This window comes from Gluconacetobacter entanii, from assembly GCF_003206495.1.
Classification (GTDB): domain Bacteria; phylum Pseudomonadota; class Alphaproteobacteria; order Acetobacterales; family Acetobacteraceae; genus Novacetimonas; species Novacetimonas entanii.
The window spans coordinates 13,714-38,791 of record NZ_NKUF01000005.1 but is presented as its reverse complement, the minus strand read 5'-3'; the positions used below and the strand labels follow the sequence as shown (position 1 = coordinate 38,791).

The following is a 25,078-nucleotide window of genomic DNA, read 5'->3' as shown; positions in this document are numbered from 1 at the left end:
ACTCCTTTTTACAAAAGGGATTCCATTGTCCCGGCTGTCGTGATCCCGACGAGGAAAAGCCCCGCCGCATCGGCCAGCGCCACACATTCACGCGGGTCGGTCAGCAGCGTCGCCCCGGCCTCGAACGCGATGCCGCGCAATCCCGCGCGGGCCGCGCGGCGCACCGTTTCCGGGCCGATGGTCGGCAGGTCGGCGCGCCGTTCCTGCCCGGGCTTGACCATCTTGACCAGCACACCGCCGGGGCGGCCATCCTGACGGTATCGCCCGACACGTTCAAGCATCTCGTCCGTGCCCTCGATCGCCTCGACCGCAAGGACAAGCCCGTCCTGCACCACGCAGCCCTGACCGATATCAAGCGCGCCCATGGCCACCACCACGCTGCGCCCGCGCCCGATATCCGACACGGCGACGGAATCGGGACGCACCGCGCCCATCACGCCCCGCCGCCCGACGGAGGCATGCAGGTATTCATGCGCCCCCCGGACGACGAATCCTTCCTCCCCCAGCACCCGGACAATCGCGCCAAGCAGTCCATCATCGCCTGAAAACAGGGCACGGCCGATCCGCGCCAGAATCCGCGCCCCCGCCGCATCAGGCCGCAATGTCGCAAAGGAAGGACGCCGCACCGGCCCGATCAGGACCAGTTCGCGACATCCATGCTGGCGCAGGGTGGAAAGGATTTCGCCCGCCGCGGCAAGCCGGATGAACCGGTGCGGCCATGGGGCGATGACGTCGGGTTCGGCAAAGCCCTCGAACCCGATGATGAAAACGCTGCCGCCCGCGGCGACGACCGACTGCGCCACCTGCGCAGGCAGCGGGCCGCCCCCTGCGAGGATCCCGACACAGCGGGGCGCGGGCGGTTCAGAAGACGGCGACACCTGATCCCCCGATGGATCAGGCGCCATCGGTCTCGATCATTTCGCCCGGACTTCTCTGCACGCGCACCAGTCCACGATGGCTGGGCGCGGCAATGAAGTCGAGGATTTCGGACACGCGGGCATCGTCACCATACTGCGCGCGCACCTGTTCCAGACGCTGCTGGAAGACTGCGCCACTGGCATGCGCGGCCTTGGGATAGAGCGCGCGGAACGCCAGACGCATGCGCCGGATATCATCGGGGGCAACGCCATTGCGCCGCAGCCAGATCCAGTGCAGCCCCACAAGCCGCGCCCGGTTGCCCAGCACACTGCCATACGGGATGACGTCCGCCTCCACCCCGCAGACACCGCCGACAAGTGCGGCATGGCCGATGCGCACGAACTGGTGCAGGGCGGCGGACCCCATGATGCGGGCATTTTCGCCGATCACGACATGGCCACCCATCACCACATTGTTGACGATGATGACACCGCGCCCCAGCGTGCAGTCGTGCGCCACATGCGAATTCGCCATGATAAGGCAGCCATCGCCAATCGTGGTCACACCCACACCCGTGGCGGTGCCGCGGTGGATGGTGACGTTTTCACGGATGATGGTGCCCGCCCCCACGATACAGCGGGTCGGTTCACCACGATATTTCAGGTCCTGCGGTTCCAGTCCCACCGTGGTGAAGGGATAGCACACGACATTCGCGCCGATATGCGTATGGCCATCAACCACGACGTGGGAAATCAGCCGCACACCATCTTCGATCACCACATCGGGACCGATCGTGCACCATGGACCGATTGACACGCCGCGACCAATTCGGGCGCCAGCGGCAACGATGGATGAGGGATGAATCTCGGCAGGGCCCAAAGGTCCCGTCTCCCCTGTCGCGCCGGTAGATGCGCTGTGTGCCAGAACAGCCTCCATTTCGACGGCCTTCCGGCAGACTGCTACCGGAGAAAAAGCCATGATCCCGATACCGGCCCCCGGTCACGGTGCCTGCCGGTACGGGCCGATCATTTGCGTTGCGCGGGGCGCGGCCTAGCCCATGATCATCGCGCTGAACGTCGCCTCGGCCACCGAGACGCCATCAACACGTGCGATCCCCTTGAATTTCCAGACATTCGCGCGGCTGCGCTCTTTTTCAACGGAAATCCGCAACTGGTCGCCGGGGCCGACGGGCCGACGGAACTTCGCACCGTCGATGGTCATGAAATAGACCAGCTTCCCCTCGAACGCCTCGCCCAGGGTCAGCACGACCAACGTCGCCGCCGTCTGCGCCATCGCCTCGATGATCAGCACGCCGGGCATGACGGGCCGCGCGGGGAAATGCCCCTGGAAATGCGGTTCGTTCACGGACACGTTCTTGATGCCGACCGCGGACTGCCCCCGGACGATGTCAACCATCCTGTCAATCAGCAGGAATGGATAACGATGGGGTATCGCCTCCATGATGCGCATGATGTCGATTGCCTCGACACTCTGCGGCGCCTGCTCCGTCGGTAATGCCTCTACTTCTTTATCCACGTCGTCCAACCATCTATTCGGTACGGGGGACGCCTGCAATCTGACTGGACAGGCCGCCCCGTGCCGGTTGAATGTTCCTTGCCGCGCCTCGGCACAGTCGCCTAGCCGGCCTTGTCGCCCCCGTCCTGCGCCGGTTTTTTCGCCAGACGACGCAGGAACGCCACGTTTCGGAAAAACTCCCTGAATGGCATCGCCGGGCTTCCGATGACATCGGCCCCGGCCTCGACATCGGACATGACGCCACACTGCGCGCCGATCCGTGCCTTTGTGCCGATCCTGATATGCCCGATCAGCCCGGCCTGCGCCGCGATCGTGACAAAATCACCCAGTTCCGTCGAACCCGAAATACCGGCCTGGGACACCACGATACAGCACCGTCCCAGACGCGCATTATGGCCGATCTGCACCAGATTGTCGAGGCGCGAACCCGCCCCGATCAGGGTGTCACGGATCGAACCACGGTCAATGGTGGAGTTGGCCCCGACCTCGACCCCGTCCTCAAGGATCACACGGCCAAGCTGCGGCACGGTTTCAAACCCGTCCGGCCCGGTGGCGAAGCCGAACCCCTCCTGCCCGATGCGCGCACCCGGCAGCAGGGTCACACGTTCACCCAGCAGCGCGTGCGACAGGCAGACATGGCTGCCGATACGGCTGCGTGCGCCGATTTCCACGCCATCGCCAATCGTGACATGCGTGTCGATACACACACCCGCGCCGATGCGCACCCGTTCACCAATGACACAGAAGGCCCCGACCGCCGCCGTGGGGTCGATCTGCGCGCCTTCGCCGATCACCGCCGTGGGATGGATCCCCGGCTTGACCGGCGGCGCGGGATAGAAACGTGACGCAACCCGCGCCCATGCCAGGTACGGTGTCTTTGACACCAGCGCCACGGCATGCGCGGGCACCTTGTCCACAAAGGCGGGCGCCACGATCACGGCCCCCGCGCCCGTTTTCTCCAGCAGGGGGAGATAGCGCCGGTTGTCGAGGAAGCTGACCTGCGTCGGACCCGCCGACTGCAGCGGCGCTATGCCGCAGAACTGTGGCGCACCGGCCAGGGCCGCGTCCGATCCGTGGAGTTCGGCATCGGCGCACCGCGCAAGTTCGGCGGCATCAAACGGGCCGTCAGATACAAAAAACCGCGTATCGCCCGGCCCGCTTTCCTCCTGCACGTGCATGGATCCTTCCAAGCCCTTAATGCTTCGCCTTGGCCGCGGCGGCAGGCGCCGCCGGAGCGGAGGCCCCGCCTTCCGCATCGGCAGTCGTCGGCATCGTGCCCGATTTCGCCAGCACTTCAGGATCGACATTCGCCGCCGGGATGAAGACGCTCGGCAGGACAGAGTTCAGTTGCGTCGCAACCTGCTGCGTGATGTCGAGGCTGTCCTGGCTCAGCGCCACCTGCTCACGGTGCAGGACAAGGTTCATGCTGCGGCTGGCCGCGACCTGGCGGATGATCTGCACCAGTTCACGCTCGATCTGCCCCAGCGACACCTGGGCTGCTTCCTGGATGATGCGGTTGCGGTTGCGGAAGTTCTTCTGCGCCGCGATCACGCGTTCCTGCAGCTTGCGCTCGCTCGCCTGGATCTGGTCGGACGTCATGGTCCGGGCCTGCCCCTGCAGCTTCTGCTGCTCGTCACGCCACGATGCCTGCTCCTTCTGCGCATCGCGCGCCAGTTCGTCACGACGCGCGCCCAGCACGCGCTCCGCCTGCTGTGCCGCGGTGGACAGGCGCATCACGTCAGGCACGCTGATGACACCGATGATCGGCGCGGGCGGCGGCGCCCCCTTGGGCAGGTCGGGGGAGTTGGGAATCTGCGGCAGCGGCAGGACCGGCGGCGTCTGGGACTGCGCCTCCTCGCTGTCGGCGGGCGGGGCCGGCAGGGGCACGGGCGGCGGCGCAGGCTGGGCCGCGTGGGATGCCGCATGCTCCGGCTGCTGCTGGGATGCCTTGGGGACGAACCAGCCGGAATTGTTCTGCGCATGGGCAGCAGATCCGACCAGACTGCCACATCCCAGTGCGACAGCCGCGGCAAGTAGACGAACGCCGGAATTACGCAACATTATCACCTCAGAATTGTTGGCCGAAGCCAAAGCGGAGCAACTGTGTTCGGTCATGCTTCTGCTTGATGATCGGCACACCAAGATCGATGTTGATCAGACCAAACGGGCTTTTCCACGAAAAGCCCACGCCGGTACTGACGCGCGGCGTCAGCGTATCGCCATATACCGGGGTATATTTGTAACCATCGCTGGGCGAGGTATAGCGTTCGCGCACGCGCAGGCCATCCAGGCCACCGGCATCGACAAAATAACGTCCCTTGATCCCCATGTCTGCCGCGAACGGCATGGGGAAATGGATCGTGGCGGATGCGGTATACAGGAACCGGCCGCCAAGGAAGTCTTCCTGCGAATGCATCGGGTATTTCACGCCGTCGATGGTGCGTGCGGGAATACCCATCGTTCGCGGCCCGGCACCACCGTCAAGGAAGCCGCGCAGCGTGTTACCACCGAGGTAGAAGTTATCGATGATGTCGCTGCGCCCGCCGCCCCAGTTGGCGATGTCGCCCGCACCCGCGCGCAGGTCCACTGTCCAGTCATGGTTGCCCATCAGGCTGTCGAGCGGGATGTAGTAGGCGGCGTCGATCTTGCCACGGAAATAGCGTTCGTTGCCGCCGATACCCGCGAAGTCGCCACCCACGCGGATGACGTAGCCGCTGTGCGGCTGCATGCGCCGGTCACGGGTGTCATAGGTCAGCGTGGTGCTCAACTGCGACAGCAGCGACCAGCCGGACTGGTCAAGCACGTACCACGAGGAATCCGACCATGTATCGCCGACATTTCGATCGGTCAGCGTATAGCTCCACGACTGCGACAGGTGGTTATTGTACGAATACCCCATGCGCAGCGTCATGCCGTACCGGCCTTCGGAGTAGTTCTGGTACGTCATGTAACGGTTCTGGATGCCGAAGATGTCGATACCGGCGACCAGGTTGCGGTTGAGGAAATACGGGTCCGTGATCGAGATGTCGGCCTGGTCCTCGTAATAGGCCGCCGTGCCGGAGAAACCGGCATCAATGCCGGTGCCCAGCAGGTTGTGCTGCTTCAGCCCAAGGTTGCCGAGCACGCCCGCATCCGACGAATACCCGCCACCGAGCGAGAATTCACCCGTCGGCTTTTCCACCACGTCGGCGGAGATGTTGACCTTGTCGGGCGCGGAACCGGGCGTCTGGTCGATCGAAACCGTCTTGAAGAAGCCAAGATCCTCAAGCACCGCCTTGGAATACTTGCGGTCCATGGGGGTGTACGGGTCGCCTTCGGACATCGGCAACTGGCGGCGGATGACCTTGTCCTGCGTGATGGTGTTGCCGTTGATGTCGATACGCTCGACATACATGCGCGGCCCTTCGCTCACGTCGAACAGCAGGTTGACCGTACGCTTTTCGGGATTGCGCGCGATTTCGGGATGCACCATCGCGAACGGATATCCCTTGGCCTGCAGGATCTCCTGCATGGATGTCGCGTTATGCTGGATGGCGCTGCCGTCATACCACTGGTTATGGAACAGGGAGATGTACTTGTGCAGGGACTCCGCGCTGACATGCCGCAGCGAAGAACGGATATCCATCTTGTTCAGACGGTAACGCGGCCCCTCTTCCATCGTATAGGTGATGTAGAACGCCTTGTGGTCGGGGGAGAGTTCACCCGTCGCGTTCTTGATCTGGAAATCGACAAAGCCGTTCTTCAGGTAGAAGCGGTGCAGCAGTTCCGCGTCATACTTGATACGTTCGGGATTGTACTGGTCGCTCGACGAGAAGAAGCGGTACCACGCCGTTTCCTTCGACGACACGACACCGGCAAGGCGCGTGCTGGAGAAGGTGCGGTTGCCCACGAACGTCACCTTGCGGATCAGGGTCTTCTGCGCCTCGTTGATGCGGAAGATCACATCGACGCGGTTATGCGCAAGGCGGATGACCTGCGGCGTGACGGTGGCGGCATAGCGCGCCTTTTCCGCATAGACACCAAGGATCTTCTGCCGGTCGGAGGCAATCGTCTTGGTGGAGAACACCGCGCGCGGGCGCAGCGAGATGACCTTTGTCAGGTCCTCGTCCTTGGCGCTGTGGTTACCTTCGAAGATGATGCGGTTGACGATCGGGTTTTCGACGACATGCACGATCAGCATGTTGCCCGAACGCTGCATGCTCACGTCCTTGAACAGGCCGGTGGCGTAAAGCGTCTTGAGCGAACGGTCGAGCAGGTCCTGGTCAAACCGGTCACCGGGCTGCACCACCATATAGGACAGGATGGTGTTCGTCTCGATACGGTCATTGCCCTTGATGTCCACCGCCTCGATCGGGTCGGCCAGCGGCGGCGGCTTGATGGCCTCGACCTCCGGCTGGTCAGGGGCCATCCCCGGCGTAGGGGCCATGCCGTCGGACGGGGGGGCGTCGGAAGGCGGCGCGCCCTCCGGTCCAGCGTCCTGCGCGTGGGCTCCTGCCGTCCAGAACAGCGGCACAACGCACACGGATGCAAGCAGCGCTGAACGTTTAGTCGACAAAATCGGCATTCCTCACCATTCGGTAGGCGGATTGGCCACACTGCCAGCCATGCGAAGAGGTCATCTCCGTGCTGTCATGCATTATCCGCATGGGCGGACGTATCCGATATCGCCCCTCTCGTGCAAGCACTTGTCTCATGCCGCCATTCTTACGTTATCCGACATGCGATGCCAGCCATTGAAACAAGCCGAAATGCGAGAGGTCGTTAAATGTAGAAAATAAAAACAGGCTGGCAATAAGGGCGAATCCCGCCTGGAAGCTGATCTGCTGCACCCGGCGCGACACGGGACGCCCCATTATTGCCTCAAGAATATAGAACATCAGCCGTCCCCCATCGAGAATCGGGATGGGGAACAGGTTGATCAGGCCAAGGTTGATCGACAGCAGCGCCATGAAGGATACGAGGCTCGAGATCCCGTACTGCGCCACCTGCCCCGACATCTGCGCGATCCGCAGCGGGCCGCCCAGGTCCTTGGTGCTGTGCTGTCCCGTCAGCATCTGCCACAGCCCCGCAAGGGTCTGCACGGACACGTTCCATGTCTCCTTCACGGCGGAGACGAAGGCATGCGGCAGGGACTGCGGCGCGCCCATTTCCGCAAGGAAGGAGACGCCAAGCTGCCCGTGCGGGGCCTGCCCCTTCGCACCGGCCACGCTGCCGACCGTCAGCGGGATCGTCACGTCATTGCCGTCGCGGCGCACGACCACGTCGATATGCGCGCCGGGTTCGGCGGCGATGCGCGCCTGCAGGTCCGCCACGTCGGAGATGGGATGATCGCCCAGCCGCACGATGGCGTCATGAGGGTGGATGCCGGCCGTCGCCGCAGCACTTCCGGGCATCACATCGGCCACGACATTGCGGATATGCGGCTGCCCCGCAAAGGCGAACAGGCCGGTAAAGAGGATGATCGCAAGCAGGAAGTTGAAAACCGGTCCCGCGATAATGACGATGGCCCGTGACAGCACAGGCTTGTCATGGAACGTGCGTCCCGGCTGCCAAGCGGCCATCTGTTCAGGGGTGGCGTCTTCCGGTCCCTCGAACCCGTGCGGCTTCACATAGCCACCAAGCGGGACGGGACACAGCCGCCATTCCGTGCCGACACTGTCGTGCCAGCGCAGCAGCGGCTTGCCAAACCCGATGGAGAAAACCTCCACATGCACCCCGCGCCAGCGCGCAGCGAGGTAATGGCCGAGTTCGTGGATGAAAACCAGCACCCCCAGCACCAGGGCAAATGCAAGAATGGTCCGCAGCAGATCATGCATGATGATTATGAGTTCCCCTGATGATCACGCGCGGCCATCCTCCCCTTGATCCAGTCGTCTTATGCGGCCCGTGCCGTGATCATGCTCCGGGCGAGGCGTCGCGCCTCCTCATCCCAGCGCAGGACCTGCTCCAGCGTGTCCGCCTTCTGGTTTCCAAGTGATTGCATCACATCCTCGACAACCCGCGCAATATCCCGGAAGCCGATTTTACGATTAAGGAAGGCCTCCACGGCAATTTCATTGGCGCCAGACAGGATCGCGGAGGCAGCGCCCCCCGCCCGCAGCGATTCCCGGGCAAGGCGCAGCGCGGGGAAACGTTCCTCGTCCGGTTCCTCGAAATCCAGCCGCGACATGGCGGCAAGGTCGAGGCGCGGCGAATTCGTCGCCATGCGCTTCGGCCACGCCAGCGTGTGCGCGATGGGAATGCGCATGTCGGCGGAGCCAAGCTGCGCGATGATGCTGCCATCGGTGTACTGGACCATGCTGTGGACCACGGACTGCGGATGGACGATGACGCCGATCCGGTCCTCCGTCATGTCGAACAGGCGCGCCGCCTCGATCAGTTCAAGGCCCTTGTTGAACATCGTCGCGGAATCGATGGTGATCTTGGCGCCCATGCTCCATGTCGGATGCTTCAGCGCGGCCTCCAGCGGGGCCTTCTCCATCTCCTCGATGCTGGCGCGGCGGAACGGGCCGCCAGAGGCCGTCAGCACGATCTTTTCCACCTGGTCCACCTGCCGGTCGGCCATGGACTGGAAGATGGCGTTATGTTCCGAATCGACCGGAAGCAGCGTCGCCCCCGCCTGGTGCACCTCGCGCAGCATGACGTCGCCCGCGCAGACCAGCGCTTCCTTGTTCGCCAGCGCGACACACCCGCCATTGCGCACCGCCGCCAGCGTGGGTTCCAGCCCGATGGCCCCGGTGATCGCAGCCATGGTCCAGTCCACCGGCACGCCAGCCGCACGGATCACCGCCTCGCGCCCGCCGGACACCCGCGTGGACGTCCCGGCCAGCAGGGTCTCAAGCTCCCCCACCAGGGTTTCATCGGCGATGACGGCATATTCGGCATCCAGCGCCCGCGCCTGTTCGGCCAGTCGCGTGACATTGCGCCCCCCGACCAGGGCCACGACGCGGAACCGCTCCGGCGCCTGCAACAGCAGATCCACAGTGGAGCAGCCAATGCTGCCGGTACTGCCCAGAACGGAAACTGTCTTCATCCTACCGATTTCCCCAATCTTCTTTTCATTGCGACCGCGCGCTCAGCGCAGGCCGACATACCAGAAAGCAGCGCCCGCCGCTGCCCCCAGCGAAATCAATGCAGCCAGTGGTGCCGCCACCAGCAATCCGTCAAACCGATCCAGCAGGCCGCCATGCCCCGGAATGATCGTCCCGGAATCCTTGACGCCGCGCGCCCGCTTGAGCGCACTTTCCGCAAGGTCGCCCGCCTGCGCCGCAATCGCCATGACGCCGCCCATCATCGCCCCGCGCACGGCCGCCCCCGACAGCGCATCCGGCAGCAGGGTCGCGATCGTCGCGCCCCCCGCAATCGCGGCCAGCAGTCCGCCCACCGAACCCGACCATGTCTTGGCCGGCGAAATGCGCGGCGCAAGCTTCGGCCCGCCAACCGCCCGCCCCGTCAGGTAGGCGCCCGTATCGCTCAGCGCGACGCACGCCACGACAAACAGGACGACGCCCGCCCCCGGATGCGTCATGAAGCGCAGCCACAGGAGCGATATCCCCGCGCAGCCAATCGCCACCTGCCCCGCCCACAGGGCCGGGCCAAAAACAAACGCCGCCCCCATGACCAGGAACGCGCCACCCCATTGTCCATCGAGTGCCGCCGCGGCACAGGCCAGCGGCCATACAAGGTAGAGCACGCCGCGCCAGCTCCGCGCCGACAGCGAAAACATCCGTCCCCATTCGGACGCCATGCCCAGCATCGCCAGCATGATCATCACGGCATAGGCGACGCCCCCCGCCCAGACGCACAATCCGGCAAGCGGCACGATCACCATGGCCGACAGCACGCGCGCGCGCAGGTCCTTCCACCCGCGCCCGGACCCGCCACCCGGCGGCCGGGGGGCCGAGGGAAACGCGATGACGGTAGGGGTGTCGGGATCAGACGGGTCTTGCACCGAAGCGCCTTTCGCGCCGGGAATAGATCTGAAGCACGGCATCGAAATGCCCGGCGTCAAAATCAGGCCACAGCGTCTCTATGAATATCAGTTCGGCATAGGCCGACTGCCATAACAGGAAATTGGACAGACGGCTTTCGCCACTCGTGCGCACCACGATGTCGGGGTCCGGCATGTCCGCCGTCATCAGGAAGCCGCCAAACGTGTCCTCGTCAACCTGTGCGGCCGCCAGCGTGCCGTCATTGATGGCCTTCGCCATACGCAGCGCGGCCTGCATGATGTCGGCCCGCCCGCCATAGGACAGTGCGAGCACCACCGTCAGCACCGTGTTGGAGGCTGTCTCCACCTCCGCACGGCGGGCTTCGGCCCGCACGTCGTGGGCAAAGCGCGACAGGTCGCCGATGATGCGGATACGCACCCCCTTCGCCGCAAGCTCCGCCACCTTGTAGCGCAGGTAATAGCGCAGGAGGCTGGTCAGGTCGGCCACTTCCTGCGGGGTGCGCCGCCAGTTTTCAGAGGAAAAGGCATAAAGCGTCAGCCACTTCACCCCCGCCGCGACGGCCGCGCGGATGCAGCGCTGCACCGCCTCCGCCCCGGCACGATGCCCGGCGAGCAATGGCAGGCCGCGCGCCGCCGCCCACCGCCCGTTGCCATCCATGATGATCGCCACATGGTCAGGCACGATCCCTGCACGCCGCCCCCCGGCCACTGGGTACATGCGGGGGTCAGACCTGCTTGATCTCGCGTTCTTTTTCCGCGAGCAGTTCGTCAACACGCTTTACATACTGGTCCGTCAGCTTCTGGATCGCATCGGACCAGACCTTGACGTCATCCTGGCTGATTTCGCCCTTCTTTTCCTGTCCGCGCGTCTGTTCCATGCCATCACGACGCACGCCACGCACCGCGATCTTCGCGTTCTCGGCATACTTGCCCGCCGCGCGCGCCAGTTCGTTGCGACGCTCCTCGGTCAACTGGGGGATGGGCACGCGCACGGTCTGGCCATCGGCCGCCGGGTTCAGGCCCAGACCGCTGTCACGGATCGCACGTTCCACCGCACTGACCAGCGAACGGTCCCACACCTGCACCGTCAGCATCCGCGCCTCCGGCACGGCGATGGAGCCAACCTGCGTCAGCGGCACCTCACCGCCATAGGCTTCCACGCGCACCGGTTCCAGCAGCGCCGGGCTCGCGCGGCCCGAACGCAGGCCGGCGAAATCACGACGCAGGCTTTCAAGCGCGCCTTCCATGCGACGGGTAATATCCGCCAGCAAACTTTTCTGATCGACAGACACCTTGGCCCTCCCAACATTCCTCAAACGGTCGCGTTCGACCGCCATGCGACTCTATTCGTGCGGGGTGTGCGCCTCAGTCCGAGGCCACGATCGTGGTAAAGCGTCCCTCGCCCCGCATAACGCGCGAAAACGCATCCTTTTCATGGATATTGAACACCACGATCGGCAGTTTGTTCTCACGCGCAAGGCTGATGGCGGCCGCATCCATGACATTGAGGTCATTGGCCAGCACATCGCGATAGGTCAGCGTATCGTAACGGCGCGCGTCAGGCACCTTGCGCGGGTCGGCGGAATAGACGCCATCGACCTGAGTGCCCTTGAACAGGGCGCTGCATTCCATTTCCGCCGCACGCAGGGCGGCACCCGTATCGGTGGTGAAGAACGGGTTGCCGGTCCCGGCGGCGAAGATCACCACCCGTCCCTTTTCCATGTGCCGCACGGCGCGGCGGCGGATATAGGGTTCCGCGATGGAAGACATCTGGATCGCGCTCATCACGCGGGTTGCGATCCCCTGGCGTTCGAGCGAATTCTGCATGAGCAGCGCATTGATGACAGTCGCCAGCATGCCGGCGTAATCGCCCTGCGCACGGTCCATGCCACGCGCCGCGGCGGCGACACCGCGAAAGATGTTGCCACCCCCGATAACCAGACACACCTCCACGCCAGTACGCGCAACCTCCGCCACGTCGGCGGCGATTCCATCGACGGTTGCAGGATCGATCCCGTAGGACCCGCTGCCCATCAGGGCCTCGCCCGAAACCTTCAGCAGGACCCGGCGGTAACCGGGGGCATTGTCTGGGGCATGATCTGTCAGCGGATTTGTCATTGGCCCTCGAACACAACAGGAATAAGACACAAAGCGGCAGGCCGCCGCCCGCGAGTGGCGGCAGCGCCCGCGCAGCACATGTCATATAGGGGGTTCGCCCCCCTCACAAGCACACGATGCCGATAATGCGGCAATCAGGACATGGCCGCCGCGTTTCATGCGCCACGCGGCGCATCACCGATCCGCGATCCCCCTGCGCACCGCGAATCCCGCACCACCATGCGGGGCCGGGGCGTCAGGCGTCGTCGAGGCCGATGGCACGCAGGCGGGCGCGTTCCTCATCCCAGCCGGAGCGTTCCTTCACATTGAGGAACAGGTGGCACGGCCGGTCCAGCAGGCGCGAAAGTTCCTTGCGCGCGCGTTCGCCAATACTGCGAATCCGCGACCCGCGCTCCCCGATCAGGATCGCCTTGTGCGACGCACGCGCGACATAGATCGTGACCTCGATCCGCACCGACCCGTCCGGGCGCTCCTGAAAGCTCTCGGTCTCCGCCGTGGCGGCATAGGGGACTTCCTCATGCGTCTGCAGGAAGATCTGCTCGCGCACCAGTTCGGCGGCCAGCAGGCGATCGGGCAGGTCCGTCAGGTCGTCTTCGGGATACAGGTACGGCCCCACCGGCAGTTCGGCGGCCATCCGGTCCATCAGGTCATCCACCCCCTGCCCCGAACGCGCGCTGATCATGAACACGTGCTCCACCGGCAGCAGGCCCGACAGTTCCGCCGTCAGGGGCAGCAGCGCGTCGCGCTTCATCAGGTCGGTCTTGTTCAGCACCAGCCACACCCGGCGGTTGCGCTGCGCCAGTTGGGAGACGATCTCGCGCACATCCTCGGTCAGGCCCGCGCGCGCATCGACGATCAGCAGCGTGATGTCCGCGTCCTCCGCCCCGGTCCAGGCGGCCGCGACCATCGCACGATCAAGCATGCGGCGCGGGCGGAAGATGCCCGGCGTATCCACCAGCAGCATCTGCGCGTTGTTGCGCATCAGGATTCCCAGCACCCGGAACCGCGTCGTCTGCGCCTTGGGGCTGACGATCGACAGCTTGGTCCCCGCCATGCGGTTCAGCAGCGTGGACTTGCCCGCATTGGGCGCCCCCACGATGGCGACGAAACCGCAGCGGGTCGTCATGTCTTCATGTTCCGGCATCTGTCATTCCCACGGCAGCGATGGCCGTCCCGAGTGTTCTATTCTGTGTGCCCGCGCCACCATGGACGCGCACGGCGTCAGCCAAACTGGCTGAGCAGCCTTGCCGCGGCCTCGCTTTCGGCGGCGCGCTTGCTGCCTGCAACGCCTTCGCCGCGCCGTCCCGATGCCTCCACCGAAATCACGAAGCGCGGCGCATGCGACGGGCCGTCGGTGGAGACCACCTTGTACACCGGCAGCGGCAGTCCCCGCGCCAGCACCCATTCCTGCAATGCGGTCTTGGGGTCCTTGGGCGGGCGGGCCTGCGCCACGATGGCGTCGTTCCATGCGCGGCGGACGAAGGCGCGGGCAGGCTCCAGCCCACCATCAAGGTAGATCGCACCCAGGATCGCCTCCACCGCGTCGGCCAGCACGTTGGCCATCTGGCGCACGCCGGCGCGGGCCTCATGCTCCGCCACGTCAAGGGCGGGCGGCAGGGCCATCTCCTCGGCGATGCGGGCCAGCACCGTGCGCGAGACAAGGTGCGCGTGGCGCGGGCCAAGCGCGCCTTCCTGCTCGTCAGGGAAACGTTCAAGCAGCCATTCCGCCATCAACAGGCCGAGCACGCGATCGCCAATGAACTCCAGCCGTTCATTCGACCCCGCCCCACGCCGCGCCACCGACTGGCGCGTGCGCCGCCCGACCGCGCTGCTGCGCTGGTGGGCGGCGGAGCGATGGGTCAGCGCCTCCCGCAGCAGGGCGGGGTTATGGAAGGAATAGCCGACATACGCCTCGATCCGTTCGAATTCGGTCGTGGCACTGCTGGACGCCTCCATGATCAGTGCACCCCCGAAAACAGGCGTCCCCACCGGATTTCCGTGGGCCATTTCCAGAATTCCCACGTCGGATACTGCGAATCCACCGACAGGAAGATCCACTTGGCCTGCCCCACGAGGTTCTCCATCGGCACGAAGCCAAGATCCTGTGGCGCGTCGCCCATGAAACGACTGTCGGCGCTGTCGTCGCGGTTGTCGCCCATGACGAAGAAATAGCCCGGCGGGACGACATATTCGGGGGTATCGTTCTTGTCCCCCTCATCCGTCAGCTTCAGGATGTCGTGCGACACCACCGGACGGCCATCGCTGCCGGGCAGGTCCTCGCGATAGCGCTCGCCCTCCATGCGGGTGTGATGTTCGTCCACCGCGACATACTCGCCCTCCGACGTGCGGGGGACGAGTTCACCGTTCAGGTAAAGCTGCCCCTCGCGCATCTGGATGCGGTCCCCCGGCAGGCCGATCACCCGCTTGATGTAATCGATGGACGTGTCCTTGGTGAAGCGGAACACCGCCACATCGCCACGATGCGGTTCACTGCCGAAGATGCGGCCGCTGAACAGGTTGGGCGACAGCGGCAGGGAGAAGTGGGAGTAGCCATAGCTGTATTTGGCGACCCACACATAATCCCCCACCTGCAATGTCGGGATCATCGAACCGGACGGGATATTGAACGGTTCGAACAGGGCGGTGCGCACGAAAATCGCGATCGCGCCAGCAACCACGACAGTACGCAGGAGTTCCAGCATGCCGCGCGTCCCCGTGGAGGGGGAGGTCGTCAGGACAGTTGGCGTCTGGGGGTCATCGCTCGACATGTTCTTCATAAATCCGGCTTCGTGCTCGACCGGGCGCAATACGGCACCGGGCGCATATTCTGGCGATCAAGCCCACGGGGCCATGCCCTGTCAAGCATGGGCGGCCATGCATGGGACGATCAGGAAGATGGGGCGGCATCCGCCACGATGACGACCTGGGCGAAGGCATAGGGATATTCGTCCGTCATCGTCACCATGATGCGCGGCGCATATCCCGCCGGCACGAGTTCATCAAGCCGCGCGCGCGCCCCACCCGACAGCACCATGACAGGCTGCCCCCCGGCCAGGTTTTCCACGCCGAGGTCGCGATGGTACACCCCCCGGGCGAACCCGGTGCCCAGCGCCTTGGCGCAGGCTTCCTTCGCCGCCCAGCGCTTGGCGTAGGTGCCAAGCCGGGCCTGCCCCGAACGCCGGTCGGCCACGGCACGTTCACGCGGGGTAAAGACCCGCGCCTCGAACCGGGCGCCGTGCCGGGCGAGGACACGCTCGACCCGGCGGATGTCACACAGGTCCGAGCCGATCCCGATCATCATGACGGCAGATGCCTCATTGCCAGTTCCCAGTCATCCCTTGGCGCGCTCCACCTGCACGACACCGGTTTCCGCCCGCAGCGCCGCCATGATGGCCGACAGGTGGCGCAGGTCGCGCACCTCGATATCGGCAAGGATCTCCATGAATTCCAGTTGCCGGTTGACGATGCGCAGGTTCACCATCACGCCTTCATGCTTGGTCGCGATGTTCGTCAGCGTCGCAAGGACCGAAGGTTCGTTGGCGGTCACTACACTCAACCGCCCGACATGGGTGCCACCCGCGTTGCGCGCGATCAGGTCGTAATCCCAGTTCAGGTCCATGAAGCGTTCGGGCGTGGCCGCGAACGTCTCCAGCGTCTGGCATCCCTGCGCATGGACCGTGATCCCCTTGCCGGTGGAGACGATGCCCACGATACGGTCCCCCGGCAGCGGATGGCAGCAGCCCGCGAAATGCACCGCCATCCCCGCGCCCACGCCCGCCAGCGCCATGCCGGCCGCGTTCTTGCGCCGGGCCGCGGAAAAGGACGTCGTGCTTTCGGCCGCGCGCATCGACAGGCCGGGCACCATGCGCGGCGCACGCGGCGCACGGCGCAGTTCGGGATAGGCCGCCTGCACCACCTCACGCGCGGACAGGTTGCCGTTGCCCACCGCCACATACAGGTCCGCCACCGACGACAGGCGCAGGTCCTTGAGCTGGGATTCGAGCACCTTTTCCGACCCGTCCACGCCTTCCTGCCGGAACGACTTGGCGAGGGCGACACGCCCGCTGTCGAGGTGCGTTTCACGCTGCTGCAGCGCGACATGGCGGCGGATGCGCGCACGGGCCTTGCCGGTGACGACGAAGCGCTCCCACGACGGCGACGGCGTGCCGCCGCGCGCGGTCATGATCTCCACCTGGTCGCCATTCTGCAGTTCGTGGCGCAGGGGCATCAGGCGGCCGTTGATGCGCGCGCCGACGCAACTGTCGCCCACCTGGCTGTGCACGGCATAGGCAAAGTCGATCGGCGTTGCCCCACGCGGCAGGGAAATCAACTGTCCCTTCGGCGTGAAGCAGAACACCTGGTCCTGATAGAGTTCGAGCTTGGTATTTTCGAGGAATTCGTCCGGCGCGGCCGAGTCCTCGAGGATGTCGAGCAGGTCCTGAACCCAGCGCAGGCCAGAGACCACGTGCGAGGCGTCCTCCACCTTCCCGTCGCCGCCCTGCTTGTACAGCCAGTGCGAGGCGACGCCGTTTTCCGCGACATCATGCATTTCCGCCGTGCGGATCTGCACCTCGATCTTCTGGTTGCGCGGATGGCGCAGCGTAACCCCGGTATGCAGGCTCTGGTAGCCGTTGACCTTGGGGGTGGAGATGTAATCCTTGAACCGCCCCGCGATCACGGGATAGGCCGCATGCACGGCGCCGAGCGTGACGTAGCATCCCTCCCGCGAGGGGACGATGATGCGGAACGCCATGATGTCGGACAACTGCTCAAACGCGACATTGCGCCGCTGCATCTTCTCCCAGATGGAATAGGGCGTCTTCTCCCGCCCCGTGACCTCCACGCCCTTCAGCCCGGCTTCCGCGCACAGGTTCTGCAGTTCGTGGCGGATTTCCTCGATCACGTCCGCACCCTGCCCGCGCAGGTAGTTCAGGCGGGCACGGATGGTAGCCATCGCCTCGGGCTCAAGTTCCGCAAAGGAGAGGTTCTGCAGTTCGACCTTCACCTTCTCCATGCCGATACGATCGGCAAGCGGGGCGTAGATTTCCATGGTTTCGCGCGCGATGCGCTGCCGGCGGTCAAGGCGCTGCACGTAATGCAGCGTACGCATGTTGTGCAGACGGTCCGCAAGCTTGACGATCAGGACGCGGATGTCCTTGGACATCGCGAGCACGAGCTTGCGGAAATTCTCCGCCTGCTTGGTGCGGTCGGACTGAAGCTCCAGCCGCGTCAGCTTGGTCACGCCATCGACGAGTTCCGCGATGGTCGGCCCGAACTGCGTGCGCAACTGCGCCTGAGTGACGCCGGTATCCTCGATCGTGTCATGGAGCAGCGCCGTCGCGATGGAGGCCGCATCCAGCCGGAACCCGGCCAGGATGTTCGCCACCGCAAGCGGATGGGTGATGTAGGGATCGCCGTTGTCGCGGGCCTGTCCCTCATGCGCCCTGTACGCCACGTCGAACGCGCGGCGGATCAGGTCGATGTCGGCGCCGGGGTCATAGGCCTGGATGCGCCGGATCAGCCCGTCACAGGAAATGACCCGTCCGGCCGGCGGTGGTGCGGCCTCCGCCGTCACGGCAGGCACGGCATCCGCCGCGCCGTGTGACGGGGCCTGCGTGGCAGGCATGGCAGGGGACATGAGGGAAGCCGTCGTTTCAGAGCCGACCCGATCCGTCACATCCGTCCCCTTCCGTCAAGAATGCTATCGCGAACCCCGACCGCCGAGTTCCGCCTCGATCGTAGCCTCGAGTTCCTCTGCCGTCATGCCTGCCGTGTGGCGGGCTTCCTCCTCGGCGGAGACATCCTGCAGGCCAAAGATGTTCTGTTCCGTCGGGATCAGGTCCACGACTTCCTCGTCGGCGGGCTCGGGCTCGGGCGCGCGGGCCAGCGAACGCAGCAGGTCGCTCTTGACCTGGTCCAGACTGATCGTCTGGTCCGCAATCTCACGCAGGGCGACGACGGGATTCTTGTCGTTGTCGCGATCGATCGTCAGTTCTTCGCCGCGCGACAGGGCGCGGGCGCGCTGGGCCGCCAGCAGCACCAGTTCAAAGCGGTTGGGAACCCGCTCAACGCAGTCCTCGACAGTGACGCGTGCCATCAGGCCAGACTCCGGTTTCTCTATGGAACAATATATCGGTGGAACAAGATGGAATACTCCCCCCCGTTCCACAACGCAAGCACGCTCTTATGCGCTCAGCCCGGCAGGCGGGTGATCTGCTGGTCCGCCACGCGGGCGAGCAGGATGTCGATCCCCTTCCCGCTGACGGGATCGCGCCAGTCTGGGGCGACATCGCGCAGCGGCAGCAGCACGAAGGCACGCAGGCAGGCGCGCGGATGCGGCACGATGGGATCGGGACCGGCGCGCACAAGGTCGCCCATCGCGATGATGTCCAGGTCCAGCGGGCGGGCGGCATTGGCGATCGTGCGTACGCGCCCGGCCCGCGCCTCGATGTCCTGCAGGGCAGACAGGAGGGCTTCGGGTGTGATATCGCCACTCAGTCGCACCATCCCGTTGACATAGGGGGGCTGCCCCGAGGGCGGGATCGGCGCGCTTTCATACCAGCAGGAGACCGCCTCCACCCGAATTGTGTCAATGTGCCCTATTTCCGCCACAGCCCAGTGGCAAGTCTGCAATGGCCCTTCCACCGTGCGGCGGGACAGGTTCGCCCCCACCGCCACAAGGATGCCTGCTGAATGCCCGCCGGAACCCGGCACCATATCGTGCGTATCCATGTCATGAATAATAACATGACTGGATGATTTGTTATCTCAAACTTTATGACTACATCGGTATGGACAATGTCAGGCCGGATGACTACATCGGTATGGACAATGTCAGGCCGGGCGCACCCCACCCCGGCCTCCCTCCTGACGGACCACGACCAGAGCCATTGGAATTTTCAATCGTCAGCCGGGCATATCAAGCTACCTCTTTCAGGGACACCCTCTAATGTTCTTTCAGCCCCAGGAACGGCTTTGTCTTTTTATTGATGGAACCAGCCTGTATTCAGCGTCACGCAACCTCGGTTTCGAGGTCGATTATCGCAAGCTGCTGTCATTTTTCCGGTCCAAATCGAATGTCCTGCGCGCCTATTATTATTCAGCCGTGCTGGAGACGGAGGAATATTCCCCGCTCAAGCCACTGACGGACTGGCTTGTCTATAACGGCTATTTCCTCGTGACGAAGACGGCGCGTGAATATACCGACCATACGGGCCGTCGGCGCGTAAAGGGCAACATGGACATCGAACTGGCCGTGGACATGCTGGAGATGGCGCCAAAGATCGACCATGCCGTGCTGTTCAGCGGGGATGCGGATTTCCGCCGCCTGCTTGAGGCGGTGCAGCGTCAGGGCGTGCGTACGACGGTCATCGCGTCCATCAAGACCTCGCCACCGCTGATTGGCGATGAACTGCGCCGTCAGGCGGACCAGTTCATCGAACTTGCCGACATTGCATCGCATTTCACCCGTCGGCAGATCGAAAACCGCGCCAACCGGCCCAACCCGGCGCCGCCGGTCCGCCACCCGGCCGACCACCTGAGCGACCTTCCGGAAGAATGACGACCGTTTCAGAAGAATAGATTAAGAAAAATTAAAGTTTTTCGGATGCTGCCTTTATCCCGAAAAAGGCAGCGCCCTTCGAAGCTTTAAAAAAGCTTCACCAGAATTTCTGAATGATTTTCTTTTACAGGCGGCGCAGTCATCTACGCCGCCCGGAAAAAGCCACCCGTAAAAATCAGCCTTCAAGCTGAAGCGTCTGGCGTGTCCAGTCGCGGGTGCGCGCGCACAGGGCGGCATCGTCGGACAGGCGCTTGCCATAGGACGGGATCATCTTGCGCAGGCGGTCTTCCCACTGCGGCAGGCGATCGGCAAAGCAGCGCTGGATGACCGACAGCATGATCGGCGCGGCCGTAGACGCCCCCGGCGATGCGCCCAGCAGGCCCGCGATCGTGCCATTCGCGCCGGTCACCACCTCGGTCCCGAACTGCAGCACGCCGCCCTTGACCGGATCCTTCTTGATGACCTGCACGCGCTGGCCCGCGGTAATCAGTTCCCAGTCGCTGCTGCGCGCGCCGGGCACGAAATCGCGCAGGGCCTTCATGCGGTCCTCGCTCGACTGCATGACCTGCTGGATCAGGTATTTCGTCAGCGGCATGTTATCGCGCGCCACCGCCAGCATCGCGCCGATATTGTCCATGCGGATCGAACGCGGCAGGTCCAGCCAAGACCCCTGCTTGAGGAACTTGGTGGAGAAGCCCGCATACGGGCCGAACAGCAGGCCTTCCTTCCCGTCGATGACACGGGTGTCGAGGTGCGGGACCGACATCGGCGGCGCGCCCACCGACGCCTTGCCATAGACCTTGGCATGGTGGCGGGCGACGATTTCGGGGTTGGTGCAGCGCAGGAACTGCCCGCTGACGGGGAATCCGCCGATGCCGCGCGCCTCGGGGATGCCGCTTTTCTGCAGCAGCGGCAGCGCACCGCCCCCCGCGCCGACAAACACGAACCGCGCCGCGACATCGCGCGATGCCCCGTCATGCATGCCCTGCACCGACACGGTCCATCCCGACCCGGACTGCCGCAGGCCCGTCACCTCATGCGCGAGGTTGAGGTCAAAGCCCGGGCCACCGGTCAGGATATCGACCAGGCGATGCGTCAGCGCGCCGAAATTGACATCCGTGCCCGCCGGGTGATGCGTGGCCGCCAGCGGCGTGCCACCCGTGCGCCCGTCCATCACCAGCGGCATCCACTGCGCCAGTTGCGCCGTGTCGGTGGAATAGGACATCCCCGCGAACAGCGGATGGTCCTTCAGCGCGTTATAGCGACGCTGGAGGAAATCGACATTCTCCGGCCTCCATACAAAGCTCATGTGCGCAATGGGGTTGAGGAAGTCGCGCGGCGAGGCGATCAGGCCATTTTCCGTCAGGTAGGACCAGAACTGGCGTGAAACCTGAAAGGCCTCGTTGACGTTGACGGCCTTGGAAATATCGACCTCGCCCCCCGCGCCCATGGGGGTATAGTTGAGTTCGCACAGCGCGGAATGGCCGGTGCCGGCATTGTTCCATCCATTGGAACTTTCGAGCGCGACATCGTCGAGACGCCCGAACAGCGCGATCGACAGGTTGGGTTCAAGCTGTTTGAGCATCACGCCGAGCGTTGCGCTCATGATACCGCCGCCGACAAGGACGACATCATAGGTGGAATCGGCAGTAGTAGGCTGAGAGGTCATGATATTCTCCGCTTCGGCGTCGGGCAGTGGTGTCGTGGCTGCAATCGTGCGCTCCGGGCAGCCTGCCGGTGGCGCGGGACCGGCCTGCAGGGGGCATCCCTGGCGACCATGCCACGCCGGATTTCGTGTTCCCGCGTCCCGCCGGGTCCGGCGCGCGGAAAATACCGTCCGCCCCACCCCACCCGTGCGCGCATCCGTCCCATGGCGGGACGGGGCAGGCGCGCCGGGCACGGACAGGCCTGACAGCGACAGTCATTCCTCATGCCATTGGCACGGTCATTGTGGCGCATCATCTTTGTGCGAGGGAAAAGGATCGCGGCGCATATCTGCATTCCATGTATCGCATTCATGCACCGTCCGCGCCGGGGCGTGCAATGCGGTATCCCTTGCGCACCATGGCCACGGCGACCATGCATGACAGCATGCGCGTGGACAGGGAATCCGCCCGGCTGGTCAGGACCACGGGCACGCGCGCGCCGATCACGATGCCCGCCGCCTGCGCACCGCCAAGGAAGGTCATCTGCTTGGCCAGGATATTGCCCGATTCAAGGTCCGGCACGACCAGGATGTCGGCCCGCCCGTCAATGGGCGAACGCACGCCCTTGCACCGCGCGGCCTCCGGACTGAGGGCGTTGTCGAGCGCCAGCGGCCCATCGACGATGCCACCGGTGATCTGCCCCCTGTCCGCCATCTTGCAGATGATCGCCGCATCCAGCGTGGACTGCAGGCCGGGATTGACCGTCTCCACCGCCGACAGCAGCGCCACGCGCGGGCAGGCAATGCCCAGCATGTGCGCAAGGTCGATCGCGTTGCGCACGATGTCACGCCGCACGTCGAGGTCGGGCGCGATGTTGACCGCCCCGTCACTGACGAGCAGCGGCCGCCCCACCCCCGGCAGGTCGAGGATATAGACATGGCTCATCCACCGTTCGGTGCGCAGGCCACTGTCATGATGGCCGATTTCATGCAGATAGACACGCGAATGCAGCGCGCCCTTCATCAGGATCGCGATCTCCCCGTCGCGGGCCATGCGCACGCCGCACCGCGCGGCCTGCGCGTCATCGGCGGCATCCACGAGGCGGCAGGCGGAAATATCGAGCGATTCTTCGTGCGCGATGGCGCGAATCCGCGCGGCAGGCCCGATCAGCACAGGCTGCGCAAGGTTGCGGCGCAGCAGTTCGCACGCGGCGCGCAGGGCGATCGCGCTGCAGGGATAGACGATGCCCACCGGCATCGGGGCGACATCGCGCAGGGTTGCGGCAAGGCCATCAAAGAAAGGCAAGGCGGGCACGGGGGCAGGCGTCGGGGCGGACGTCGTCATGGATTTTCCCAGCAAGGCGGACACTTAACGGCTCTGCCCTTCCTTGCCACAGACATGGGGGGCCCTTGCGCATCATCTTTGCGCGACCGCGCGGACACGCCCACCATCGCCCGCGTGACATCCCCGCTCCCATTGGGCAAGCTTGTCCCGATCATGCCCGCATGACGGGCCTTCATGCCCCGGATGAACAAGACAGGAGTTTTTCCCATGTCCTCTCTGATCGGCTTTATCGGTTTTGGCGCCATGGCCAGCCGTATGGGTGCGAACCTGCGCAAGGCGGGATACCGCATCGCGGCCTATACCCCGTCGGGCAAGGGCGGGGATGGCGACGTGCCGTTCCTGCCCACGCCCCGCGCGCTGGCGCAGGAAGCGGACATCGTCATCGCCTGCGTCCCCGATGACGAGGCGCTGGAGCAGTCCATGTCCGGCCCCGACGGCGCGCTTGCGGGCATGAAGGCGGGCGGCCTGCTGATCAATACCAGTTCGGTGGCCCCCGAAACCTCCACCGCGCTGGCGGCGCAGGGGGCGGCGATCGGGGTTGCGGTGCTCGATGCGCCCGTGGCAGGCAGCACGCCGGAGGCCGAATCCGCCAACCTTGTCGTGCTGGTGGGCGGGCACGCCGCCGATGTCGCACGCGCACAGCCCATCTTCGACGCCATCGGGCGCCTGACGATCCATGCCGGCCCGTCAGGCAGCGGGTCGAAGCTGAAGCTGGTCATCAACGGCATCATGGGCGCCACGCTGGCGGTTGTGGCCGAAGGGGTCACCTATGGGCTGGCAAGTGGCCTGGACCGTGACATGCTGTTCGATGCGCTTGACGCCGTGCCGGTCATCTCGCCACACCACAAGCGCAAGCTCAAGGCCGCGAAGGCCGGGGATTTCAGCCCGCAGTTCCCCACGCGCCTGATGCAGAAGGACATGCGCCTGCTGATGACCGACGCCGCGCGCCAGATGGCCCCGATGCCCGCGACCGCCGCCGCGACACAATCGCTGAGCCTGACGCGCCGGCGGTATCCGAACGAGGATTATTCCGCCCTGTTCGCCGTGATGGAAGACATGGTCGCCAACGACGACACGCCATAAATATCTTTTAAAATCAGAAGTTTTTGGTGAAGCTTTTTTCAAAAAGCTTCAAGAGACGCCGCCTTTTTGGAAAAAGGCGGCACCCAAAAACTTTTGCTCCTTAATTCAGACCCGCCCGCGCGCCATCGCGGCCATGACCGCCAGCCGGTCGCCGATGCCGCGCGCGGCACCGTCCTGCCCCCCACCGGCCTTCAGGTCGCGCCGCCCCAGCACGGCAGGCAGGGCGGCAGGCAGGATCGCGCGCGGCAGGCGCGGGGCAAGGGCCATGGCACGGGCATGGAACGCCTCCCCTTCGGTGCGCAGCATGCCATGCAGGGCCGCCACCTGTCCGGCGGTGGCAGTATGGCCGTCGCGCATGCCATCGCGGCTCAGCCCCACGGCCTCCAGCGCCTCATCGGGCAGGGGACAGCGCCCCGAACGCAGCACCGCCCCCAGATGCCGCGCCAGTGCGCCCACGCCATAGACCGCGCCAAGTTCCGCCACCGCATCGCACACCGCATCATCATGACAGCCCATCGCCTGGGCCATGGCACGCTGCACGCCGCCGGCGCCCGCGCACATGTTGTCGCGCCATGCGGGCCAGTCCGGCAGCCCGTCGAGTTCACATTCGCGCGCATCGACAATCCCGCGCACGGTATCCGCCCTGACCGCGCCACGCGCCAGCAGGTCCACCAGCGCGATGGCGACCGGATGGCGCTGCGGGTCGCCGCCATCGATCACGTCACGCCACCATTGCAGCCGGATCATCCCCGCGATCGGTCCCGCCACCGACCAGGAGGCAGGAGTCGACAGCGCGCGAACGCACTCGTGATTGAAGGCGATCAGCGTCATCGCCGCCTCCCGCACCGGGGCGGGCATGAACAGCGCGCACAGGAAACGGTCCGGGTCGAAACGCCGCGCAATCGCGCCACATTCGGACAGGCCATCAATGGAGTGTTCTGCATCCCGGACAGGGGTCATGACGTTAGGGGTCCATGCGTT

The 25,078-nt window shown here is 64.9% G+C and carries 24 protein-coding genes; 2 read left to right on the top strand and 22 right to left on the bottom strand.

Annotation, left to right across the window (positions count from 1 at the left end; genetic code table 11):
• Nucleotides 1-8 precede the first annotated feature (8 nt).
• From CFR72_RS03790 to folK, 19 genes are all read right to left on the bottom strand, one after another.
• Nucleotides 9-905, bottom strand: a complete 897-nt coding sequence (locus CFR72_RS03790) for an LpxI family protein (protein ID WP_110912722.1) — start codon at nt 903-905, stop codon at nt 9-11.
• A complete protein-coding gene (lpxA, locus tag CFR72_RS03785; protein WP_407716812.1) occupies nt 895-1,794 on the bottom strand; it encodes an acyl-ACP--UDP-N-acetylglucosamine O-acyltransferase in 900 nt (299 codons plus the stop codon). Before lpxA ends, CFR72_RS03790 begins: the two co-directional genes overlap by 11 nt.
• Nucleotides 1,795-1,908: 114 nt before the next feature.
• Nucleotides 1,909-2,394 carry a 3-hydroxyacyl-ACP dehydratase FabZ gene (gene fabZ / locus CFR72_RS03780; RefSeq protein ID WP_040510475.1) on the bottom strand — a complete coding sequence of 162 codons (486 nt, stop codon included), beginning with the start codon at nt 2,392-2,394 and terminating at the stop codon, nt 1,909-1,911.
• A 101-nt stretch (nt 2,395-2,495) separates the two neighbouring features.
• Nucleotides 2,496-3,572 (bottom strand): UDP-3-O-(3-hydroxymyristoyl)glucosamine N-acyltransferase, encoded by a 1,077-nt coding sequence (gene lpxD / locus CFR72_RS03775; protein WP_110912720.1) that lies wholly within the window; start codon nt 3,570-3,572, stop codon nt 2,496-2,498.
• Between the two features lie 16 nt (nt 3,573-3,588).
• Nucleotides 3,589-4,455, bottom strand: a complete 867-nt coding sequence (locus CFR72_RS03770; protein ID WP_110912777.1) for an OmpH family outer membrane protein — start codon at nt 4,453-4,455, stop codon at nt 3,589-3,591.
• 7 nt (nt 4,456-4,462) lie between these two features.
• Nucleotides 4,463-6,958, bottom strand: coding sequence for an outer membrane protein assembly factor BamA (gene bamA / locus CFR72_RS03765; RefSeq protein ID WP_167400293.1), 2,496 nt, complete (start codon nt 6,956-6,958; stop codon nt 4,463-4,465).
• A gap of 145 nt (nt 6,959-7,103) precedes the next feature.
• Nucleotides 7,104-8,210 (bottom strand): RIP metalloprotease RseP, encoded by a 1,107-nt coding sequence (gene rseP / locus CFR72_RS03760; RefSeq protein WP_110912719.1) that lies wholly within the window; start codon nt 8,208-8,210, stop codon nt 7,104-7,106.
• A 59-nt stretch (nt 8,211-8,269) separates the two neighbouring features.
• Nucleotides 8,270-9,427, bottom strand: a complete 1,158-nt coding sequence (gene dxr / locus CFR72_RS03755) for a 1-deoxy-D-xylulose-5-phosphate reductoisomerase (RefSeq protein ID WP_110912718.1) — start codon at nt 9,425-9,427, stop codon at nt 8,270-8,272.
• 42 nt (nt 9,428-9,469) lie between these two features.
• On the bottom strand, nt 9,470-10,225 hold the full coding sequence (locus CFR72_RS03750; protein WP_390669913.1) for a phosphatidate cytidylyltransferase: 756 nt from the start codon (nt 10,223-10,225) through the stop codon (nt 9,470-9,472).
• Nucleotides 10,226-10,328: 103 nt separating this feature from the next.
• Nucleotides 10,329-11,063, bottom strand: coding sequence for a polyprenyl diphosphate synthase (gene uppS, locus CFR72_RS03745; protein ID WP_110912716.1), 735 nt, complete (start codon nt 11,061-11,063; stop codon nt 10,329-10,331).
• Between the two features lie 7 nt (nt 11,064-11,070).
• A complete protein-coding gene (gene frr, locus CFR72_RS03740; protein ID WP_110912775.1) occupies nt 11,071-11,637 on the bottom strand; it encodes a ribosome recycling factor in 567 nt (188 codons plus the stop codon).
• 73 nt (nt 11,638-11,710) lie between these two features.
• A complete protein-coding gene (gene pyrH, locus CFR72_RS03735; protein WP_110912715.1) occupies nt 11,711-12,463 on the bottom strand; it encodes a UMP kinase in 753 nt (250 codons plus the stop codon).
• Between the two features lie 235 nt (nt 12,464-12,698).
• Entirely contained in the window at nt 12,699-13,589 is an 891-nt protein-coding gene (gene era / locus CFR72_RS03730; protein WP_244182160.1) for a GTPase Era, read from the bottom strand.
• A gap of 95 nt (nt 13,590-13,684) precedes the next feature.
• Complete coding sequence (rnc, locus tag CFR72_RS03725) at nt 13,685-14,419, bottom strand: ribonuclease III (protein WP_110912713.1); 735 nt, start codon at nt 14,417-14,419, stop codon at nt 13,685-13,687.
• A 2-nt stretch (nt 14,420-14,421) separates the two neighbouring features.
• Nucleotides 14,422-15,165 carry a signal peptidase I gene (gene lepB / locus CFR72_RS03720; protein WP_408869955.1) on the bottom strand — a complete coding sequence of 248 codons (744 nt, stop codon included), beginning with the start codon at nt 15,163-15,165 and terminating at the stop codon, nt 14,422-14,424.
• Nucleotides 15,166-15,350: 185 nt separating this feature from the next.
• On the bottom strand, nt 15,351-15,764 hold the full coding sequence (gene acpS, locus CFR72_RS03715; RefSeq protein ID WP_110912712.1) for a holo-ACP synthase: 414 nt from the start codon (nt 15,762-15,764) through the stop codon (nt 15,351-15,353).
• Between the two features lie 30 nt (nt 15,765-15,794).
• Nucleotides 15,795-18,089, bottom strand: a complete 2,295-nt coding sequence (locus tag CFR72_RS03710; RefSeq protein WP_408869954.1) for a RelA/SpoT family protein — start codon at nt 18,087-18,089, stop codon at nt 15,795-15,797.
• 75 nt (nt 18,090-18,164) lie between these two features.
• A complete protein-coding gene (gene rpoZ / locus CFR72_RS03705) occupies nt 18,165-18,560 on the bottom strand; it encodes a DNA-directed RNA polymerase subunit omega (RefSeq protein WP_110095458.1) in 396 nt (131 codons plus the stop codon).
• 95 nt (nt 18,561-18,655) lie between these two features.
• Nucleotides 18,656-19,195 carry a 2-amino-4-hydroxy-6-hydroxymethyldihydropteridine diphosphokinase gene (gene folK, locus CFR72_RS03700; RefSeq protein ID WP_110912711.1) on the bottom strand — a complete coding sequence of 180 codons (540 nt, stop codon included), beginning with the start codon at nt 19,193-19,195 and terminating at the stop codon, nt 18,656-18,658.
• A 217-nt stretch (nt 19,196-19,412) separates the two neighbouring features.
• Here folK and CFR72_RS03690 point away from each other — a divergent pair, with 217 nt between their 5' ends.
• Nucleotides 19,413-20,024, top strand: a complete 612-nt coding sequence (locus CFR72_RS03690; protein WP_110912709.1) for a LabA-like NYN domain-containing protein — start codon at nt 19,413-19,415, stop codon at nt 20,022-20,024.
• A 175-nt stretch (nt 20,025-20,199) separates the two neighbouring features.
• Here the strand turns inward: CFR72_RS03690 and CFR72_RS03685 are convergent, their stop codons facing one another.
• Complete coding sequence (locus CFR72_RS03685) at nt 20,200-21,693, bottom strand: malate:quinone oxidoreductase (RefSeq protein ID WP_110912772.1); 1,494 nt, start codon at nt 21,691-21,693, stop codon at nt 20,200-20,202.
• A 346-nt stretch (nt 21,694-22,039) separates the two neighbouring features.
• Nucleotides 22,040-23,014 carry a bifunctional enoyl-CoA hydratase/phosphate acetyltransferase gene (locus tag CFR72_RS03680; protein WP_110912771.1) on the bottom strand — a complete coding sequence of 325 codons (975 nt, stop codon included), beginning with the start codon at nt 23,012-23,014 and terminating at the stop codon, nt 22,040-22,042.
• A gap of 207 nt (nt 23,015-23,221) precedes the next feature.
• Here CFR72_RS03680 and CFR72_RS03675 point away from each other — a divergent pair, with 207 nt between their 5' ends.
• Nucleotides 23,222-24,097, top strand: coding sequence for an NAD(P)-dependent oxidoreductase (locus CFR72_RS03675; RefSeq protein WP_110912708.1), 876 nt, complete (start codon nt 23,222-23,224; stop codon nt 24,095-24,097).
• A 105-nt stretch (nt 24,098-24,202) separates the two neighbouring features.
• Here CFR72_RS03675 and CFR72_RS03670 read toward each other — a convergent pair whose 3' ends face one another.
• A complete protein-coding gene (locus CFR72_RS03670; RefSeq protein ID WP_110912707.1) occupies nt 24,203-25,057 on the bottom strand; it encodes a phytoene/squalene synthase family protein in 855 nt (284 codons plus the stop codon).
• Between the last annotated feature and the right edge of the window lie 21 nt (nt 25,058-25,078).

What these genes read in the sequence shown, in the direction of transcription:
- CFR72_RS03770 (WP_110912777.1), bottom strand. Translation starts at nt 4,455, where the DNA reads ATGTTGCGTAATTCCGGCGTTCGTCTACTTGCCGCGGCTGTCGCACTG.
- CFR72_RS03680 (WP_110912771.1), bottom strand. Translation starts at nt 23,014, where the DNA reads ATGACGACGTCCGCCCCGACGCCTGCCCCCGTGCCCGCCTTGCCTTTC.
- rseP (WP_110912719.1), bottom strand. Translation starts at nt 8,210, where the DNA reads ATGCATGATCTGCTGCGGACCATTCTTGCATTTGCCCTGGTGCTGGGG.
- CFR72_RS03710 (WP_408869954.1), bottom strand. Translation starts at nt 18,089, where the DNA reads ATGCCTGCCACGCAGGCCCCGTCACACGGCGCGGCGGATGCCGTGCCT.
- pyrH (WP_110912715.1), bottom strand. Translation starts at nt 12,463, where the DNA reads ATGACAAATCCGCTGACAGATCATGCCCCAGACAATGCCCCCGGTTAC.
- CFR72_RS03675 (WP_110912708.1), top strand. Translation starts at nt 23,222, where the DNA reads ATGTCCTCTCTGATCGGCTTTATCGGTTTTGGCGCCATGGCCAGCCGT.
- rpoZ (WP_110095458.1), bottom strand. Translation starts at nt 18,560, where the DNA reads ATGGCACGCGTCACTGTCGAGGACTGCGTTGAGCGGGTTCCCAACCGC.
- lepB (WP_408869955.1), bottom strand. Translation starts at nt 15,165, where the DNA reads ATGCTGGAACTCCTGCGTACTGTCGTGGTTGCTGGCGCGATCGCGATT.
- uppS (WP_110912716.1), bottom strand. Translation starts at nt 11,063, where the DNA reads ATGTACCCAGTGGCCGGGGGGCGGCGTGCAGGGATCGTGCCTGACCAT.
- dxr (WP_110912718.1), bottom strand. Translation starts at nt 9,427, where the DNA reads ATGAAGACAGTTTCCGTTCTGGGCAGTACCGGCAGCATTGGCTGCTCC.
- acpS (WP_110912712.1), bottom strand. Translation starts at nt 15,764, where the DNA reads ATGATGATCGGGATCGGCTCGGACCTGTGTGACATCCGCCGGGTCGAG.
- folK (WP_110912711.1), bottom strand. Translation starts at nt 19,195, where the DNA reads ATGGATACGCACGATATGGTGCCGGGTTCCGGCGGGCATTCAGCAGGC.
- lpxD (WP_110912720.1), bottom strand. Translation starts at nt 3,572, where the DNA reads ATGCACGTGCAGGAGGAAAGCGGGCCGGGCGATACGCGGTTTTTTGTA.
- CFR72_RS03670 (WP_110912707.1), bottom strand. Translation starts at nt 25,057, where the DNA reads ATGACCCCTGTCCGGGATGCAGAACACTCCATTGATGGCCTGTCCGAA.
- rnc (WP_110912713.1), bottom strand. Translation starts at nt 14,419, where the DNA reads ATGGAGGCGTCCAGCAGTGCCACGACCGAATTCGAACGGATCGAGGCG.
- CFR72_RS03790 (WP_110912722.1), bottom strand. Translation starts at nt 905, where the DNA reads ATGGCGCCTGATCCATCGGGGGATCAGGTGTCGCCGTCTTCTGAACCG.
- CFR72_RS03750 (WP_390669913.1), bottom strand. Translation starts at nt 10,225, where the DNA reads ATGGTGATCGTGCCGCTTGCCGGATTGTGCGTCTGGGCGGGGGGCGTC.
- CFR72_RS03685 (WP_110912772.1), bottom strand. Translation starts at nt 21,693, where the DNA reads ATGACCTCTCAGCCTACTACTGCCGATTCCACCTATGATGTCGTCCTT.
- era (WP_244182160.1), bottom strand. Translation starts at nt 13,589, where the DNA reads ATGACGACCCGCTGCGGTTTCGTCGCCATCGTGGGGGCGCCCAATGCG.
- CFR72_RS03690 (WP_110912709.1), top strand. Translation starts at nt 19,413, where the DNA reads ATGTTCTTTCAGCCCCAGGAACGGCTTTGTCTTTTTATTGATGGAACC.
- lpxA (WP_407716812.1), bottom strand. Translation starts at nt 1,794, where the DNA reads ATGGAGGCTGTTCTGGCACACAGCGCATCTACCGGCGCGACAGGGGAG.
- bamA (WP_167400293.1), bottom strand. Translation starts at nt 6,958, where the DNA reads ATGCCGATTTTGTCGACTAAACGTTCAGCGCTGCTTGCATCCGTGTGC.